Here is a 16132-nt window from a genome sequence, read left to right on the forward strand (position 1 = left end):
GCCCTCTCGATAAGTTGCGCGCACTATCCGTAGAGTTACGGAAGCCGTCAAGAATTCATGCGCGTATTCAGGGGCATGCGATAGCGGGCCGATGTTTCCGGCGCGTGACCCCGGGGCGGGTGCGGAGTGAGATTTGTTGCGATGGCGTGATGGCCGTCACGCGCATCCCGTTACGTGCCGCCTAGCTTGCTCCAATCCCAACTGGAGGAGTCAGGGCAATGACGACCGTCAATTTTCATATGACCACGCCCGACGGCACGGACGCCACCGTGGAGCTGAGGAACAGCCAGATCCATGCCAGGATCCGGTTGACGTTCGACGAGAATGGCGACGCGACGACCGACGCGGTCGATCCGACGGCCGACTATACGGTGGCATGGGAGCTGACCGGCACGATCAACGACAAGATCGTGGTCGACTGGCGGGCGGACGGCCAGAGCGGTCGAGCGGCCACCGGTTCCATCACTGTCGGCAATTCCATCCCCGTTCCCGGCGATCGCAGGCGGACCGAGGGCAGGGGCTATTTGCCCGTGATCGGAGGCTGAGCGTGCGTACCACCTTCCTCCTGCTGACGGCCTGTACGGCCGTTCTCATCCCCGTCGTCGCACAGGCCCAGGGCGCCGCATCGGCGGACCTTCCCGAGTCGCAGGCGCTTCCTGAGGTCAAGCGCGGCCATGCGCGTCTTCTGACCGCGCCGGAAGGCGAGGCGAGTGCCGGCATCCCGCGCGAGCGCTACGCGATTACCGCATCGACAGACGACAATGTGCTTGCGCTGACCCTCGCCCCCACCTCGCAGGGCTTTCGCGGCGGGGTCGAATCCGCGCTGAACGTCACGGTAAAGGTCCCGCTGGGCGCCGCACTTGGCGCCGCATTAGGCGGCGAAAGGAACACTACCGTCGCGGACCAGGGGCTTTCGGACAAATATTCCGCAAGCCTGAGCTATTCTCTGATCAGCACGCACTTTGGTCCCTCGGATGCGCAGGACACCGCCAACCGGCTGCTCCATCGCCGGTGCCCCGCATTGACGCGGCAATGGCAGGACGACGCGGCCCGGATGGCAGTCGTCAATTCGATCTGCGTCGATATGGTCGAGCCAAGCGAATTCACTAGGGCCCAGCTTGTGGGCATCACCCAGAATGATGAGCAGGCAAGGGCCCAGGTCGATCAGATTCTTGCGTTCCGTCGGGAAAAGCTTCGCGCCCCGGTCTATCTGCTGAACGTCACCGGCTCGGTGGGCAAGCGCGCCTATGATTCGTTCGATCCCGCAAATTTCGCGGAACGCAGCACCGATCGGACCTCGGTGGCGGTCAACGTCGCCGGCGGCATCAGTTTCGGCAATACCGGCCTGTTTGTCGGCGCGGGCTATCAATACCGCCGCGACTATTCGGATCCCGAGAAGCGCATTGTCTGCCCCGCGGGATCGACCACCGGCTGCCGGTCGGAGATTTTCGACCTGCCCACGCCCGACATTGACCACAGCGCCTTCGCGCTCACTCGCTTCGTGGTGGCGCCGATCCGGGTGGGCGGCGTGGCGCCAATGGTCGAGATCAAGGTCGCCTATGACTTCCAGGACAAGCTGTGGGGCGTCCAGGTGCCGGTCTATTTTCTGACCAACGACGATGGCGGCTTCCGCGGCGGCGTACGGTTCACCTGGGAATCGCGCCCCAACGCACCGGTTGGCAGCACGCCAGCCAAGCCGAACACGACCTTCGGCGTGTTCATGGTCAAGTCCTTCGACCAGTTCGGCTTCTAACCCGCCCACCGGCACGGGCCCTTCGACCCGGTCCGCGCCTTCGGCGTCTCCCCTGGGGTACCCATCCCCCGGGGGAGATTGCGTTTTCGCGCGCCGCCCCTTGCCTAAATGCCTGGCGCGCCGCGATATCGCATGCGCGCAGTCATCTTCTGTTCAGCGTCGAAACGAAATCCTGCGCATCAGCGATCGAGGGCAGCGGTCGAGAGGGAGAGAGACGATGCGGTTGAGGGCAGGACGGGCAAGGTTGCTGAGCGGCGTGGCCGCGCTGGCCGCCGCATTGGCGCTGGGCGGGTGCGTCGAGATGGCCGGGACGGTCGAGACCACCAGCGACTATGCCCCGCCGCCGGTCTGGGCGAACATCGCGGGCTTCGAGAATTACGAATGGATCGACCGCGCCGACGCGCTTTCGCAGGCGATCGGCGAGGCGCCGCCCGACTTCGCCTTTTACGCGGGCGGGAGCGAGCCCTGGGCGTGGACCTTCAGCGACGGATCGCTGATGCTGGTCGAGAACCGGCCCGACGGACTGCACAGCTATTATTTCGAGGGCGGATCGGACACGCCCTTCCTCGTGCGCGATCCCGAGATGAGCTTCGGCTTCCTCGATGGTGCGGTCGCGGTGGTCTATGGGCCCGAGGGCGATGTGCTCGATCGCGAGACGGCGCAGGGCTGGCTCTATGCCGCCATGTCCGGATATCAGCACGGGCGGATGCTCAAGCGCACCCTGATCGCGAGCCAGGAGCGGCGGGCGGTCCAGACGGTCGCCTGGCTCGACACCAGCTATTTGTGGTGGGACTGGCGCCGGTGCTGGGACGAAGGGCGGCGGCGGCACGATGGCTGGCGGCGGATCCGCGAGAGCGTCGCGGGCCGCGTCCGCCAGCAGCATTGGGGCCAGGAGCGCCAGCGCCGCGCCGACCAGGGCGACCGCTTCCGCCGCTGGGGCGAGGGCGGGTTCCATGGGCGTCCGCCGGGCAATCTGACCGCGCCGCCCGCCGGGACGCCGATGCCGGCCGCGACGCCGCCTGCGAACTGGATCGGGCGGCCCAACGGTCCCGGGATCGGGCAGGGCATGGCCGATCGTCCGGGACGCCCCGGTCGCGGCGAGAATGGGCCGCGCAACGATCGGCCGCTCGAAGCCGGCGAGGCGGGGCTCCAGCCCGATCTGGGGATCGCGCCCGGCGCCGCGCCGGTGGGCGTGCGCGGACGGCCGGTGCGGCAGCAGCCCGCTGCCCCCGCCACTGCGGGCGAGCCGCCGGCCGCACGCCCGATGCCGCGCCCCGGCTCGGCGGAGAATGGCGACCGGCCGCGGCCCGAGCGTCAGCCGGGATATCGTCCGCAGCCGATGCCGGCGGTGACGGGGGCGTCCGATCCGCAGCCGGTGACGGTCGCGCCCGATGTGCCGATGGCGCCGCCCGCGCCCATCTCACGTCCGGTACGCGGCGACGGGCCGTCGCCGCGTACCCGTTCCGGCGACGATGATTCGCGGCCGCGGCCCAGCTATCGCCCGCCCGATTCGCAGCCCGTGCGGGTGCGCGAGGTGCCAAGCTATACGCCGCCCGCGCCGAGCTATTCGCCGCCGGCTCCCAGCTATACGCCGCCGCCTGCGCCGAGTTACTCGCCGCCCCCGCCGCCCAGCTACTCGCCGCCTCCATCGCCACCGCCGAGCTATAGCCCGCCGCCTCCGCCGCCGAGCTATAGCCCGCCGCCGTCGCCAGCTCCTCCGCCTCCCCCGCCGCCGCCCGCGCACGTCAATTCGTCGTCGCGCATCGGGGACGATTGACGGGGGCGCCGCCCATGTCCGGGGGGGCATGGGCGGCGAGCGGCGCGGGCTCAGAAGGGCAGGATCGCCTCGATCTCGGCCAGCGGCGGGGCTTCGGGCACCGCCACGCCCGCGCGCATCAGAAAGGCGTGCTGGACGAGCATCGCCTGCTGCTCGATGCCGTAACGGGCGAGGGGTTTGCCGCGCACGAAGCGATAATCGTAGCGCGCCCAGGGCAGGCGGCGCAGCGGCAGAAAGATGCCCCGCTGGTGCTGCCAGACATGCACCATCTCATGGATGAGGAGCGCCTGGGCACTCAGCGGCGCATCGGCGAAATCCTCGCGGTAACGGCCGCCCTCGGGGTGGAAATGGATATGGCCCATCGGCGCCATGGTGATGTGGCGCGGCTGGAAGAAGGCCCATTTGCGGTTGTGGAGCCGCACCCGGGCATAGTCGATCGCGTCGCCGAAGACGGTGCGGGCGAGCGCGGTCTCGGAAGGGATGAGGGGGCGGCCGGCCATGACGCCTCTTATCGCGATGCGGCGGGCACCGACAGCTTCGGTTCAGGCAGCCAGGGTCACAAGGAAATCCGGAGGAACGTTGATGCGATTGCTACCCTTCATGGCCGTAGCGGCGGCGCTCCTCGCGGCGGCTCCGGCGGCGGCGACCGACTGGCGCGAGATCAGCACCGCGACCAGCGCCGCGGGCGACAGCGCCTATTATCTGATCGACCGCGATTCGATCCGCCGCGAGGGCGATAGCGCCTTTGCCACGCTCTATCTGATCGGGGGCAGTCTGGTGCTCAACGCCGATGTCGAGTTCGATTGCGCCAGCAAAAGGCTGCGCCCGACCTCGGGCTGGCTGATGGAAGGCGACGGCCCGAAGGAGACGACGGGCATGGAAGACTGGCAGGAAGGGATTGGCGGGAGCCATGCGATCCTGTTCGACTATGTCTGCCAGTTCGATCCCAAGGCCGAGGATGCCCATAAAAGCTATGGCGCGGGCGATCCGGTCCCCACGATCCGCGCGCTGCTGAAGTAGGGCGGGCGGGCGAACCTCAGGGTTCCCCCAGCCCCTCCTGCACCATGTCGATCTCGCGCACCCCGCGCTGGCGGCGGGCCGCATCGACCAGTTCGCGCAGTTTCTCGCGGCGGGCGCGGGCCTGGGGCACGTCGCGGATCGCGAGCGGGGCGTCGCGGGTGGTCTCGTCGGACGAGGTGATGGTGATGCGGCCGATATCCGCCATCTGGTTGACGATGGTGAAATCGATGCGGACATCCTTGACGCGGTAAAGCTCGATCTCGTCGATCGACTTGGCCAGGATACCCTTGTGCAGGATCAGCCGGTCGGCGGTGAGCTCATAGGTGGTGGCGAGATTGCCGATCCATTTCCACGCGGCGATGCCGAGGCCCGCGAGCAGCATCAGCGGGAACAGCCAGGCCCAGTCGATCAGCGTACCCTTGGCGAGCGCCCAGAGCGTCAGGATCAGCCCCGTGGCGATCAGCAACAGCGTGCCCCAGCCCGCGAGCGTGCCGCGCAGCCAGCCCCAGGTGGAAGAACGGAAACGGTCGATCATGCGGCGGGCCCTCCTGATGATGACACGATCATAGCGGGGCGGGGGCGGTGGAGATAGCGGCGTTGATCGGGGCGGCGGGGGCGATAGAGTGGGGCCATGTCCAGCTCAGACTATGTCACCTCGACCTTTGCCGACCAGTTCGAGCGTAAGGGCTCCGACTTTATTTATCGCAGGAATCTGCGGGGCGCGCCGATCCGCGTAACCGCCGCTGAGCGCGACATGTTCGTCGCCGGTTTCCGGCGGAGCTATAAAGTACTGATTGCGGTGATGACGGTTTCCGTGGTGCTGCTGCTGGCGCTGGTGATCGCCCTGGGCGGTCTGGACGATGGCGCCGACCCCGTCATGATGGGGCTGGGAATGGCCGGCGCGGCGATCATATTCATCGTCGGTGTCGTCTGGGCCGTGCGCCGGATTTATGGCGCACCGGCGCGGGCGCTGGCACAACGCGTCGCCGAGGGCGAGCCGCTGACGCGCGACGAAGGCCGTCGGATGACGCTGAGCTCGATCAGCTATGGCACGTTCGCGATGGCGGCGATCTTCGGCTTCGGGATAACCGGGCTCAAAGCGATCAAATACGATGTGTGGCACGGCTGGGGACGGCTATGGTGGCTGCCGGCCATATTCCTGGGCGGGCTCTCGGCGGTGCAGGCCTTCCGTAAGTGGCGGATGGAGCGGGTGGGCTAACCCAGCCGCAGCTCATATTCGACATTGTCTTCCTCGATCCCGTCGGGCCAGCGGTGGAGCGTGGCGCCGGTGCGGGTGAAGCCGCTGCGTTCGATCGCGCGGCGCGAGGGTTCGTTCGAGGCACGGTGGCTGACGATGACGCGCGCCATGCCGTTCGCGCGGGCCCAGTCGAGCCGGGCCCGGTGGAGCGTCGCGGCATGGCCGTGCCCGCGCCAGACGGGACGGATGTATGACATGGCGAAACCTGCGGTGCGGCCGCTCGGGTCCTCGTCGGCGATATAGATGGCGGCGAGGCCGGCGAGAGCGTCGCCGTCGTACAGGCCGAAGATCGCCATCTTCGGATCGGCGAGCATCGCGCGCCATTTCTCGTCGCTGCGCGCCTCGGCTTCGGCGAGCGAGGTGAAGTAGTTGCCGGGGAATTCGGCGAGTGCCTCGAGGCGGATCTCGCGATTGGCCCGCCAGTCATCAGCCGTCAGGCGACGGACCGCGATCATTTCGGCGCCGGATCGCCCGCGCCGACGATAATCGCCTGGACCTCGACCGTCTTGCCGTCGGCGAAGCTGAGCGTCACCGGGGCCTTTTCGCCGGGCTTGAGGCTCGGGGAGACGTCGAACAGCATGACGTGCTTGCCGCCGGGAGCGAAGGTGACGGTGGCGCCGGCGGGCACGGCGACCTGCCTGACCGGGGCCATGCTCGTCATGCCGGCATGACCCTCCATGCTCTCGTGCAGCTCGGCGCGGACCGCGAATTTGGCCATGACGGCGAGGAGGATCGCGTCCTTGCTGCCGCCATGGAGGGCAAAATAGGCCGCGCCCGGATTGCCGGCGACCGCGGGGAGCCGGACCCAGGCGCCGTCCACGCTCACATCCCTGGGCGCCTGCTGGCAGCCCGCCAGCATCGCCATCGCCGCAATCGCTCCAAACGCCCGCATTTCACGCGTCTCCCAATTCGGGAAAACCCCTAGATGCGCTCAAATCTTGCGGCAAGCGGGAGGCCACCTATATCCGGTGCCGAAACCGCTTCGGGTCGCCTCTTTTGGGGCCCGGGCTTAGTCTGAATTTTCGAACGAGGGGCCGACGAGGGACCATGGCAAAAGTTATCGGGATCGATCTGGGTACGACCAACAGCTGCGTTGCGGTGATGGAGGGCGGCAAGCCCAAGGTGATCGAGAATGTCGAGGGCGCGCGGACGACGCCCTCCATCGTCGCCTTCGCCAAGGATGGCGAGCGGCTGATCGGCCAGCCGGCCAAGCGCCAGGCGGTGACCAACCCCGAAAGCACCGTATTCGCGGTGAAGCGCCTGATCGGGCGCCGCTTCGACGATCCGATCACCAAGAAGGACACCGAGCTGGTGCCTTATTCGATCGTCAAGGGCAGCAACGGCGACGCCTGGGTGCAGGCTGGCGGCGAGAGCTATTCGCCGTCGCAGATTTCGGCCTTCATCCTTCAGAAGATGAAGGAGACGGCGGAGTCCTATCTCGGCGAGACCGTGACGCAGGCCGTCATCACCGTGCCCGCCTATTTCAACGACGCGCAGCGCCAGGCGACCAAGGATGCCGGCAAGATCGCGGGCCTCGAAGTGCTGCGCATCATCAACGAGCCGACTGCGGCCGCGCTCGCCTATGGCCTCGAGAAGAATGACGGCAAGACCATCGCGGTCTATGACCTTGGCGGCGGCACGTTCGACATTTCGGTGCTCGAGATCGGTGACGGCGTGTTCGAGGTGAAGGCGACCAACGGCGACACCTTCCTGGGCGGCGAGGATTTCGACGCCAAGATCGTGACCTATCTGGCCGAGGATTTCCGCAAGGCGGAAGGCATCGACCTCACCAAGGACAAGCTGGCGCTGCAGCGGCTCAAGGAAGCCGCGGAGAAGGCCAAGATCGAGCTTTCGAGCGCGCAGACCACCGAGGTGAACCTGCCCTTCATCACCGCCGACGCCAATGGGCCGAAGCATCTGGTGAAGACGCTGAACCGCGCCGAGCTGGAGCGCCTGGTCGAGGATCTGATCCAGCGCACGCTCGAGCCGTGCCGCAAGGCGCTGGCCGATGCGGGCGTCAAGGCCGCGCAGATCGACGAGGTCGTCCTTGTCGGCGGCATGACGCGCATGCCCAAGGTGCGCCAGATCGTGAAGGAGTTCTTCGGCAAGGAGCCGCACACCGGCGTGAACCCCGATGAGGTGGTTGCGATCGGCGCCGCGATCCAGGCGGGCGTGCTCCAGGGCGACGTCAAGGACGTGCTGCTGCTCGACGTCACCCCGCTGTCGCTGGGCATCGAGACGCTGGGCGGCGTGTTCACCCGCATGATCGACCGCAACACCACGATCCCGACCAAGAAGAGCCAGGTCTACTCGACTGCCGATGACAATCAGCAGGCCGTGACCATCCGCGTCTTCCAGGGCGAGCGCGAGATGGCGGCGGACAACAAGATGCTCGGCCAGTTCGACCTGGTCGGTATTCCCCCGGCGCCGCGCGGCGTGCCGCAGATCGAGGTCACCTTCGACATCGACGCCAACGGCATCGTCAACGTCTCGGCGCGCGACAAGGGCACCGGCAAGGAGCAGCAGATCCGCATCCAGGCTTCGGGCGGGCTCAGCGAGGCGGACATCGACCAGATGGTCCGCGATGCCGAGAAGTTCGCCGAGGAGGACAAGGTCCGCCGTGCCGCGGCCGAGGCCAAGAACAATGCCGAGAGCCTGATCCACACGACCGAGCGTCAGCTCGCGGAGAATGGCGACAAGATCGATGACGGCCTCAAGGCCGAGATCCAGGCTGCGGTCGACGAGGCCAAGGCCGCGGTCGAGGGCGGCGACGCCGACGAGATGCAGGCCAAGGCGCAGAACCTCGCCCAGGTGGCGATGAAGCTGGGTCAGGCGATCTATGACAAGCAGCAGCAGGCCGAGGCTTCGCCCTCTGCCGGCGGCGCTGCGGAGGAGGCCGGTCCGGCTGAGGAAGTGGTCGACGCGGAATTTTCCGAAGTCGACGACAACAAGGCGTAAGCGGATGCACTCTTCCCGCGCTTCGGGCTATGCCAAGCGCGGGGATGAGGGGCGGGGGCCGAGTGAATGACCACCGAAGTCGATTTCTACGAGCTGTTGCAGGTCGAGCGGACTGCCGACGAGGCGACGCTCAAATCCGCGTACCGCAAGCTCGCGATGCAGTATCACCCCGACAAGAATGGGGGCTGCAAGGACCATGAGGCCAAGTTCAAGGCCGTCAGCGAAGCCTATGAATGCCTGAAGGACCCGCAGAAGCGCGCCGCCTATGACCGGTTCGGCCATGCCGCGTTCAAGCAGGGCATGGGCGGCGGGGGCGGCGGTCCGCAGGATTTCGGCGCGTTCAGCGATATCTTCGAAAGCGTGTTCGGCGAGTTCATGGGCGGGCGCGGCGGCCAGCGCCAGCAGCGGCGCGGCGCGGATCTGCGCTACGACATGGAGATCCGATTAGAGGACGCGTTCCACGGCAAGAAGACCGAGATCACCGTCGATGTCGCCGGGCAGTGCGACACGTGCGACGGCACCGGCGCGACCCCGGGGACCAAGGCGAAGACCTGTCACCAGTGCAACGGCCATGGCAAGGTGCGCGCGCAGCAGGGCTTCTTCATGGTCGAGCGGACCTGCCCGGCCTGCATGGGCGCGGGCGAGACGATCCAGGACCCGTGCTCGCGCTGCCGCGGCGACGGGCGCGTCGACAAGACCAAGACGCTCAGCATCAACGTGCCCCCGGGCGTCGATGAAGGCACGCGCATCCGCCTGACGGGCGAGGGCGAGGCGGGGCCGCGTGGCGCGCCGCCGGGCGACCTCTACGTCTTCATCCATGTCGCCAAGCACCCGATCTATACGCGCGAGGGCACCACGCTCCACGCGCGCGCGCCGATCAGCTTCACCACGGCGGCGTTGGGCGGGGCGATCGACATTCCGGGGCTCGACGGCGCGCTGCATCCGATCAAGATCAGCCCGGGAACCCAATCGGGCCGCGAGGTCCGTCATCGCGGCGCGGGCATGCCGGTGCTCCAGGGGCGCGGGCATGGCGACCTGGTGGTGCATATCGTCGTCGAGATGCCGACCAAGCTGACCGCGAAGCAGCGGGAGCTGCTCGAAGAATTCCGCGCGACCGAGACGGGGGACGAGTGCCCGCAGAGCCAGGGCTTCTTCGCAAAGATCAAGTCGGCTTTGGGCTAAATTCCCCTCCCTTGCGGGGAGGGGAGTTAGAAGCCTCAGTCCGCATCCCCCCAGTAGCGCAGCAGATTCTCCTCCACGCGCTGGAGCCTTGTGTAGGTTTCGACGTCCATCTTCTCGGCCATGATCGCGCCGACCTGCTTGAGTTCGGACAGCCATTCGCGGTGCTCGGCATTGGCGATGCGGCTCTCGATGAAGGTGAGCGCGATCAGCCGCGAGCCCGAGATGACCGGATCGACCTGGTGGAGCGTCGAGGAGGGATAGAGGATCGCGCTGCCGGCCTTGCCCTTGATCGCGACGTCCGACGTGCCGAGCCGGATGCGCAGCTCGCCGCCTTCATAGTCGCTCGCGTCGCTGATGAAGACGGTGCACGAAACGTCGCTGCGCAGCATGCGGTCGCCCACCGGCATATAGGCCGAATCGACGTGGACACCGTAAGCCATGCCCGCATCGTAGCGAGTGAGCAGCGGCGGCATCATCGTCTTGGGAAAGGCGAAGGTGCGGAAAGCGTCGCTGCGGAACAGCGCGTCGGCGATGAATTGCGAAACCTGCCCGTGGATAGCGCGGTCACCGACCTGGAGGTTGTTCTTGTGGGGTGATCCCGCGGCGGTGAGCTTGCCATCGACGAAACTCGCGCGCGCGGCGATCGCGCGGAGCTGGGCAAGTTCGGTGGGGGTCAGGACATCCGGGATGCTTCGGAACATGGCGCGATGGTATCAACGCCGCGCTGCCCTGCCTAGCTGTCACTTTACGTGAACGTAAGCTGCCAATCGGGTTCAGGATCGGCTCAAGCCGAATCGCCTAGACCTATCCTCAGACGCGGCGAAAACGCCGGGCCACAGAGGAGTAAGTGATATGAGAAAGACCCTTATCGGCCTCACGGCCCTTGCGGTCGCGGTTCCCACCATGGCGGCGGCTCCGGCTTCCGCGCAGCGCTACGGCTATCAGGATCAGGGCCGCTATGAGCGCAGCTATCAGGACCGGCATTATCGGGACCGCCGCTACAATGAATATGACCGCGGCGGCTATTACACCGGCCGCACCTGGCGCGACAATCGCGGCCAGTATCGCTGCCGCCGTTCGGATGGCTCGACCGGCCTGCTGATCGGTGCCGTGGGCGGCGCGCTGGTCGGCCGCACGATCGACACCCGTGGTGACCGCACCGCCGGCACCCTGCTCGGCGCGGTCGTGGGCGGCCTGATCGGCAACGCGATCGAGAAGGACAATAACCGGAACAATGGCCGCTATCGCTGCCGCTGAGGCGCGACGAGCAGCCACGATCGGGAGGGCCCGGCGGGAGACCGCCGGGCCCTTTCGCCTTGTGGAGCCTGCCCGTTCCCAGGAGGATTTATCAATGCCCGTTGTCGCTCCAGTGCGGCGGGTCGCTCGCCAGCTTGATCACCTTGTAGCTCGCACCGACCTTGTGGAGCGCGGTGTTGGTGTTGCCGCTGCGGGGCGCGCCGATATTCTGGGTCTTGCCCGCGGCGTCCTTGATCGCGAGCGTGCCGTTCCAGCCGATCGTCATGTCGATCGCGCGGCCGAAGATGTGGAGCGAGGTAAGCGAGGCGGGGAAGGCGATGTCGAACAGCGTCGCCATCTCCTGCGCCCCCTGTTTCGACGCGGCGAGATTGCCGTGATCCCATTGGATGTCGCAGCCGGCGACCGCGGGGACCTTGTTCGGGGCGATGTCGCCGTTCGCGACCCTCACGCAATAATGCATCAGATGGGCGCGCGTCGGGTGGCGATAGGTCGCCCCGATCGACACGCTCGCGCCCGCATCCTTGAGCGCCTTGATGAAGGCGGCGGCATTGTCGCGAAAGGGTTTGACGAGGTCGTCGACCGAATGGCTCGTCGGATATTTGCCCTCATTGGCATGCCACCAGGCCGCGCCGCTGAGATTGGATGCGCCGGGCGCGGGAGTCGGGGCGGGGGTGAAACCGGCGCCGGCGTCGAGCGCCTTCCAGGTTCGCCCGCCGGGATCAATCTTGCCGTCGGGACTGCTGAGCCCGACGATCTGGTGCTGATAGGCCTGGATGGTGAGGATCGTGTCGATGCTAATCACGCCGTCAGCGGCAAGCAGGGGCTCGCCCTGCGCGGCCAGATACTTGTTCAGGAGCTGCTCGACGAGCAGCACATCGGCCTGGTTATTGACGCCGCCGCTGCCCACCGACCCGCTGATCGCCGCCATGACTTGCCCTCCTGTGTGATGGAGGGAGTGGTAACGGGCGTTTTCCTACATTGCTAGCCGAACACCCGCGCGAAGATCGTGTCGACATGCTTGTAGTGATAGCCGAGGTCGAACAGCGGCTCGATCTGGTCCGCGGGCAGCGCCGCCGTCACTTCGGGATCGCCCTTGAGCAGCTCGAGCAGCGACAGCGCGCCGTCGCTCTCCCACACCTTCATCGCGTTGCGCTGGACGAGGCGGTAGCTGTCCTCGCGGCTGACCCCGGCCTGGGTGAGCGCGAGCAGCACGCGCTGCGAATGGACGAGGCCGCCCATCCGGTCGAGATTCTTCTGCATCCGCGCCGGGTAGACGAGCAATTTGTCGATCACGCCGGTGAGGCGGGCGAGGGCGAAATCGAGCGTGATGGTCGCATCGGGGCCGATATAGCGCTCGACCGACGAGTGGCTGATGTCGCGCTCGTGCCAGAGTGCCACATTCTCCATCGCCGGGATCGCCGCGCTGCGGACCATGCGGGCGAGGCCGGTGAGGTTCTCGGTCAGCACCGGGTTGCGCTTGTGCGGCATCGCCGACGAGCCCTTCTGCCCGGGCGAGAAATATTCCTCGGCCTCGAGCACTTCGGTGCGCTGGAGGTGGCGGACTTCGGTCGCGAGCCGCTCGATCGACGAGGCGATCACGCCGAGGGTCGCGAAGAACATCGCGTGGCGGTCGCGCGGGATGACCTGGGTCGAGACCGGCTCGACCGCCAGGCCGAGCTTGTCCGCGACATGCTGCTCGACCCGCGGATCGATATTGGCGAAGGTGCCGACCGCGCCGCTGATCGCGCAGGTGGCGATGTCCTCGCGCGCCGCCATCAGCCGCTTCTTCGCGCGGTCGAACTCGGCATAGGCTTCGGCGAGCTTGAGGCCGAAGGTGACGGGCTCGGCATGAATGCCGTGGCTGCGGCCGATCGTCGGGGTGAGCTTGTGCTCGATCGCTCGGCGCTTGAGCACGTCGAGCAGCTTATCGAGATCGGCGAGGAGGATGTCGCTGGCGCGGGCGAGCTGGACCGCGAGGCAGGTGTCGAGCACGTCCGAGCTGGTCATGCCCTGGTGCATGAAGCGCGCCTCGTCGCCGACATTCTCGGCGACCCAGGTGAGGAAGGCGATCACGTCATGCTTGGTCACCGCCTCGATCGCGTCGATCGCCGCCACGTCGATCGTTGGCTCGGTCGCCCACCAGTCCCACAGCGCCCTGGCCGCGCTCTTCGGTACCACCCCCAGCTCGGCGAGCGCGTCGGTCGCGTGCGCCTCGATCTCGAACCAGATCCTGAAGCGCGTCTCGGGCGACCAGATCGCGGTCATTTCGGGGCGGGAATAGCGGGGGACCATCGATAGCCTTTCGGGAGAGTCGCGCGGGCCCTAGCAAGCGATCTCTAGACCTGCCAGCGGTATCGCCCCGTGATCGGCCAGTCGAGCAGCGCATCCTCTTCGCGCGTGCCGCCGCCGATATTGTGGATGATCTGGGGCGAGGCGCGGCCCGGCTTGTCCGAGACGATGCCGATATGCGTGCCGGTGCCCGAGACGGCAGAGGTGAAGATGTCGCCGGGCTGCCATCCGGTCCCGTCGCGCGGGATCGGCAGCTCGGCATGGTGGCGGGCGAGCCAGGTGCGCAGATTGGGCACGCGGCGATGGTCGATATTGCGGTCGGGCGCGCTCAGGCCCCATTTGCGCGGATAGGCGGCGAAGGCCGCGCGCATGTCCTCGTTGACGAGGCGCTGGAGGTCGAGCCCGAAAGCGTCGCGATAGGCGCGGATCACGACATCGGTGCACACCCCCTTTTCGCGCGGGACATCGCCGTTCGGGAAGGGGAGGCTGGTATAGGCGCTGTCGTAATGGAGCGTGACGCCCACCTGCTTGCGCGCGGCGGCGATGAGTTGGCCCGCCTTGGTGGTCGGTTTGGCGACCGGCGCCGACGCGGCACCGCGGCAACCGGCCAGGCCGGCGCCAAGCGCGAGGATCAGGGTGCGGCGGTCGAGGGCGGTCACGGCGGCGATGCTAACATGCCGTGGCGCGGGGAACACACGGCAATCGAATTGCGATGAGGCGGCGCTCGTCTGAGGCAAGCTGTGTTTCTTGCCCCAGATCAAGGGAACATGATCAATAGATCATCGGTTCTTGGGGGGAATGAACAACCCGGTGGACCCATCGATCGCGAAGTTTATCCTGGGTCATCAGCCGAAGAGAGGTCAAGATGCTGAGATATGTTCTTCTGGCAACTACCATGTGTATTGCCTCGCCTGCGCTCGCGCAGGAAACGACTCCCCCCGCCGATACGCAGACTCAGGATCAGAAGCCTGTGACCGAGCCTGTTTCTCCTGCGCAGGATGCGCCGCAGCCGGCCGAAGTGCCCAAGCCCACGACCGCTGCCGCCACACCGGCGCCCGCCGCCGAGGCCGCGCAGGCGAGGCCCCCCGCGCAGCCGGCTCCCGCCGCTCAGCCTGCGAGCCAGGAAGCCCAGGTCGCGCAGATCGTGAACAGCGAATTTGCGAGCTATGACAAGGACGGCAACGGGTCGCTGGACCAGGCCGAGTTCGGCGCATGGATGATCGCGCTCCGTGTCCGCGCGCAGCCGACCTTCGTGGCGGATTCGCCCGAGGGCAAGGCGTGGGTTACCGCCGCCTTCACCCAGGCGGATGCCGACAAGAATGCGTCGGTCAACGCGACCGAACTGACCAGCTTCCTGACCCCGAGGCCCGCCGCCTGATACGCAGATCGGCTCCCGTGGCGGTCGCCGGATCGAAGATCCGGCGACCGTTGCGCGTGGTCAATCGGGGCATTTGCCCTGTTTGAGCAACGGATAGGCAGCTTCGGCCCAGTCGAGCGCGCGCTTGTGCGTCTCGGCGATGGTGCCGGCGGGGACCGGGATCCGCGCGATCTCGCGCTCGCCGCGGTAGAGGATCAGCGTCGCGCCGCGCGAGAGCGCCGCGTCGGCAAGCCCGCCGATCTCGGCGCGCGGCAGTTCGGAATCGCTCGCGTCATATTTTGCGCCGGGCTCGACCACGGTGCCGGTCACCCGCGTCTCACTGTCGGCGCTGACCGAGAGCTTGAGCGGCGGGGTGCGGAAACTGCCCGCGTCGATGACGATACGCAGATCGTCGCGCGCGAAATCGCCCAACGCATAGTCGCCGAGCGTGCCCGTGACCGCAAAGGCGTGGACGCCCTGGCTCACCTTGCCCTGCGCGTCGGGCAGGCCGCTGTAGAAGAGCACGACCCGCGGTTCGATGCCGCCGAACATGCCGGGGCGATCGAAGCGCCCCTGCCCGAGATTGCCCGGCATCAGCAGGTAGAAATTGAGCACATAGCCGCCGCTGGTCTGCTCGCGCAGCACGACGCCGTCGATCTCGCAGAAGCGCGAGCCGTCCTCCATCGTCTGGGCGGCATTCCCCTTCTTCTGCGCCTCGGCAGGGAGTGCGGCGAGCGGCGCGAGCAGGGCGGCGGCGAGGAGAAAGGGCTTCATCTCAGTTCCAGGTGGCGGAGCTGAGGCCGACCACGCCGATGACGCCCGCGCAGGCGACGAGCGCGAGCAGCACGATCGCGAGCGCGATCCCCGAGATCACGAGCCCCGCGATGCTGAGATAATAGGCGGTCTTGTCGGGCAGCTCGCGGCCCAGATTCTTGCCCTTGATGCCGAAGAAGATCGACACGACCAGGGTGAAGGGGCCGACGAACGGCACGATGAACGAGGCCACCGCACAGACGAGCGAGACGATACCCGCTGTCATCGCGGTGCGGGCGGGATCGTCGCCCGAGAAATCGAGCGAGACGCCGCCGCTGCCCGGGACGAGGAAGATCTCGGTCGCCTCGCCCTCGGCCACCTCGAAATCGACCAGCCGCCCCGCGACCGGCTCGCCGGGGCTGCGCCAGGCATCGCGGGTGAATTTCAGCCGTCCGCCCGACAGATCGTTGATCGCGCCGGTGCCGCTGGCCGCGTCATAGCCGAGGATGGTTCCGCGCATCGTTCGCT

The 16132-nt window shown here is 67.2% G+C and carries 19 protein-coding genes; 9 read left to right on the forward strand and 10 right to left on the reverse strand.

The features are described 5' to 3' along the window. Window positions 1-218 precede the first annotated feature (218 nt). The 3 genes from OF829_RS15605 to OF829_RS15615 all read left to right on the forward strand — a co-directional run bounded on the left by OF829_RS15605 (window position 219) and on the right by OF829_RS15615 (window position 3530). A complete protein-coding gene (locus OF829_RS15605; RefSeq protein ID WP_264941031.1) occupies window positions 219-545 on the forward strand; it encodes a hypothetical protein in 327 nt (108 codons plus the stop codon). Window positions 546-547: 2 nt separating this feature from the next. Then, complete coding sequence (locus OF829_RS15610) at window positions 548-1753, forward strand: hypothetical protein (protein WP_264941032.1); 1206 nt, start codon at window positions 548-550, stop codon at window positions 1751-1753. A 217-nt stretch (window positions 1754-1970) separates the two neighbouring features. After that, the gene (locus OF829_RS15615; RefSeq protein WP_264941033.1) at window positions 1971-3530 is read left to right on the forward strand and encodes a hypothetical protein; all 1560 of its coding nucleotides are present in this window, start codon (window positions 1971-1973) and stop codon (window positions 3528-3530) included. 50 nt (window positions 3531-3580) lie between these two features. Here OF829_RS15615 and OF829_RS15620 read toward each other — a convergent pair whose 3' ends face one another. Further along, window positions 3581-4030, reverse strand: a complete 450-nt coding sequence (locus tag OF829_RS15620) for a vgr related protein (RefSeq protein WP_264941034.1) — start codon at window positions 4028-4030, stop codon at window positions 3581-3583. A gap of 82 nt (window positions 4031-4112) precedes the next feature. Here OF829_RS15620 and OF829_RS15625 point away from each other — a divergent pair, with 82 nt between their 5' ends. After that, entirely contained in the window at window positions 4113-4550 is a 438-nt protein-coding gene (locus tag OF829_RS15625) for a hypothetical protein (protein ID WP_264941035.1), read from the forward strand. A 16-nt stretch (window positions 4551-4566) separates the two neighbouring features. Here OF829_RS15625 and OF829_RS15630 read toward each other — a convergent pair whose 3' ends face one another. Continuing rightward, window positions 4567-5085, reverse strand: a complete 519-nt coding sequence (locus tag OF829_RS15630; RefSeq protein WP_264941036.1) for a PH domain-containing protein — start codon at window positions 5083-5085, stop codon at window positions 4567-4569. Between the two features lie 96 nt (window positions 5086-5181). Between OF829_RS15630 and OF829_RS15635 the strand changes: the two genes are divergently transcribed. Continuing rightward, window positions 5182-5769, forward strand: coding sequence for a hypothetical protein (locus tag OF829_RS15635; RefSeq protein ID WP_264941037.1), 588 nt, complete (start codon window positions 5182-5184; stop codon window positions 5767-5769). Here the strand turns inward: OF829_RS15635 and OF829_RS15640 are convergent. Both OF829_RS15640 and OF829_RS15645 read right to left on the reverse strand, forming a co-directional pair. Beyond that, window positions 5766-6263: a GNAT family N-acetyltransferase gene (locus tag OF829_RS15640; protein WP_264941038.1), complete on the reverse strand. Its 498-nt coding sequence runs from the start codon at window positions 6261-6263 to the stop codon at window positions 5766-5768. The genes OF829_RS15635 and OF829_RS15640 overlap by 4 nt on opposite strands. Then, window positions 6260-6700, reverse strand: a complete 441-nt coding sequence (locus OF829_RS15645; protein ID WP_264941039.1) for a copper chaperone PCu(A)C — start codon at window positions 6698-6700, stop codon at window positions 6260-6262. Before OF829_RS15645 ends, OF829_RS15640 begins: the two co-directional genes overlap by 4 nt. 155 nt (window positions 6701-6855) lie before the next feature. Here OF829_RS15645 and dnaK point away from each other — a divergent pair, with 155 nt between their 5' ends. Then, on the forward strand, window positions 6856-8766 hold the full coding sequence (dnaK, locus tag OF829_RS15650) for a molecular chaperone DnaK (RefSeq protein ID WP_264941040.1): 1911 nt from the start codon (window positions 6856-6858) through the stop codon (window positions 8764-8766). A gap of 66 nt (window positions 8767-8832) precedes the next feature. After that, window positions 8833-9948, forward strand: a complete 1116-nt coding sequence (gene dnaJ / locus OF829_RS15655; protein ID WP_264941041.1) for a molecular chaperone DnaJ — start codon at window positions 8833-8835, stop codon at window positions 9946-9948. A 35-nt stretch (window positions 9949-9983) separates the two neighbouring features. Here dnaJ and OF829_RS15660 read toward each other — a convergent pair whose 3' ends face one another. Then, on the reverse strand, window positions 9984-10649 hold the full coding sequence (locus OF829_RS15660) for a Fe2+-dependent dioxygenase (protein ID WP_264941042.1): 666 nt from the start codon (window positions 10647-10649) through the stop codon (window positions 9984-9986). Window positions 10650-10800: 151 nt separating this feature from the next. Between OF829_RS15660 and OF829_RS15665 the strand changes: the two genes are divergently transcribed. Continuing rightward, window positions 10801-11205, forward strand: a complete 405-nt coding sequence (locus OF829_RS15665) for a glycine zipper 2TM domain-containing protein (protein ID WP_264941043.1) — start codon at window positions 10801-10803, stop codon at window positions 11203-11205. A 91-nt stretch (window positions 11206-11296) separates the two neighbouring features. Here the strand turns inward: OF829_RS15665 and OF829_RS15670 are convergent, their stop codons facing one another. From OF829_RS15670 to OF829_RS15680, 3 genes are read right to left on the reverse strand one after another with little or no spacing between them, the layout of a single operon-like run. Beyond that, window positions 11297-12133, reverse strand: a complete 837-nt coding sequence (locus tag OF829_RS15670; protein WP_264941044.1) for a peptidoglycan-binding domain-containing protein — start codon at window positions 12131-12133, stop codon at window positions 11297-11299. A 53-nt stretch (window positions 12134-12186) separates the two neighbouring features. Next, window positions 12187-13497 (reverse strand): adenylosuccinate lyase, encoded by a 1311-nt coding sequence (gene purB, locus OF829_RS15675; RefSeq protein WP_264941045.1) that lies wholly within the window; start codon window positions 13495-13497, stop codon window positions 12187-12189. A 44-nt stretch (window positions 13498-13541) separates the two neighbouring features. After that, complete coding sequence (locus OF829_RS15680; RefSeq protein WP_264941046.1) at window positions 13542-14153, reverse strand: DUF1287 domain-containing protein; 612 nt, start codon at window positions 14151-14153, stop codon at window positions 13542-13544. A 311-nt stretch (window positions 14154-14464) separates the two neighbouring features. Here OF829_RS15680 and OF829_RS15685 point away from each other — a divergent pair, with 311 nt between their 5' ends. Continuing rightward, on the forward strand, window positions 14465-14872 hold the full coding sequence (locus OF829_RS15685) for an EF-hand domain-containing protein (RefSeq protein ID WP_264941047.1): 408 nt from the start codon (window positions 14465-14467) through the stop codon (window positions 14870-14872). A gap of 60 nt (window positions 14873-14932) precedes the next feature. Here the strand turns inward: OF829_RS15685 and OF829_RS15690 are convergent, their stop codons facing one another. Further along, window positions 14933-15625, reverse strand: a complete 693-nt coding sequence (locus OF829_RS15690) for a hypothetical protein (RefSeq protein WP_264941048.1) — start codon at window positions 15623-15625, stop codon at window positions 14933-14935. A 1-nt stretch (window position 15626) separates the two neighbouring features. Beyond that, complete coding sequence (locus OF829_RS15695) at window positions 15627-16124, reverse strand: hypothetical protein (protein ID WP_264941049.1); 498 nt, start codon at window positions 16122-16124, stop codon at window positions 15627-15629. Window positions 16125-16132: the final 8 nt, after the last annotated feature.

The sequence above is a fragment of the Sphingomonas caeni genome (assembly GCF_026013415.1).
GTDB classification, from domain to species: domain Bacteria; phylum Pseudomonadota; class Alphaproteobacteria; order Sphingomonadales; family Sphingomonadaceae; genus Sphingomonas; species Sphingomonas caeni.

What these genes read in the sequence shown, in the direction of transcription:
- OF829_RS15605 (WP_264941031.1), top strand. Translation starts at nt 219, where the DNA reads ATGACGACCGTCAATTTTCATATGACCACGCCCGACGGCACGGACGCC.
- OF829_RS15615 (WP_264941033.1), top strand. Translation starts at nt 1,971, where the DNA reads ATGCGGTTGAGGGCAGGACGGGCAAGGTTGCTGAGCGGCGTGGCCGCG.
- OF829_RS15620 (WP_264941034.1), bottom strand. Translation starts at nt 4,030, where the DNA reads ATGGCCGGCCGCCCCCTCATCCCTTCCGAGACCGCGCTCGCCCGCACC.
- OF829_RS15625 (WP_264941035.1), top strand. Translation starts at nt 4,113, where the DNA reads ATGCGATTGCTACCCTTCATGGCCGTAGCGGCGGCGCTCCTCGCGGCG.
- OF829_RS15630 (WP_264941036.1), bottom strand. Translation starts at nt 5,085, where the DNA reads ATGATCGACCGTTTCCGTTCTTCCACCTGGGGCTGGCTGCGCGGCACG.
- OF829_RS15635 (WP_264941037.1), top strand. Translation starts at nt 5,182, where the DNA reads ATGTCCAGCTCAGACTATGTCACCTCGACCTTTGCCGACCAGTTCGAG.
- OF829_RS15640 (WP_264941038.1), bottom strand. Translation starts at nt 6,263, where the DNA reads ATGATCGCGGTCCGTCGCCTGACGGCTGATGACTGGCGGGCCAATCGC.
- OF829_RS15645 (WP_264941039.1), bottom strand. Translation starts at nt 6,700, where the DNA reads ATGCGGGCGTTTGGAGCGATTGCGGCGATGGCGATGCTGGCGGGCTGC.
- dnaK (WP_264941040.1), top strand. Translation starts at nt 6,856, where the DNA reads ATGGCAAAAGTTATCGGGATCGATCTGGGTACGACCAACAGCTGCGTT.
- dnaJ (WP_264941041.1), top strand. Translation starts at nt 8,833, where the DNA reads ATGACCACCGAAGTCGATTTCTACGAGCTGTTGCAGGTCGAGCGGACT.
- OF829_RS15660 (WP_264941042.1), bottom strand. Translation starts at nt 10,649, where the DNA reads ATGTTCCGAAGCATCCCGGATGTCCTGACCCCCACCGAACTTGCCCAG.
- OF829_RS15665 (WP_264941043.1), top strand. Translation starts at nt 10,801, where the DNA reads ATGAGAAAGACCCTTATCGGCCTCACGGCCCTTGCGGTCGCGGTTCCC.
- OF829_RS15670 (WP_264941044.1), bottom strand. Translation starts at nt 12,133, where the DNA reads ATGGCGGCGATCAGCGGGTCGGTGGGCAGCGGCGGCGTCAATAACCAG.
- purB (WP_264941045.1), bottom strand. Translation starts at nt 13,497, where the DNA reads ATGGTCCCCCGCTATTCCCGCCCCGAAATGACCGCGATCTGGTCGCCC.
- OF829_RS15690 (WP_264941048.1), bottom strand. Translation starts at nt 15,625, where the DNA reads ATGAAGCCCTTTCTCCTCGCCGCCGCCCTGCTCGCGCCGCTCGCCGCA.
- OF829_RS15695 (WP_264941049.1), bottom strand. Translation starts at nt 16,124, where the DNA reads ATGCGCGGAACCATCCTCGGCTATGACGCGGCCAGCGGCACCGGCGCG.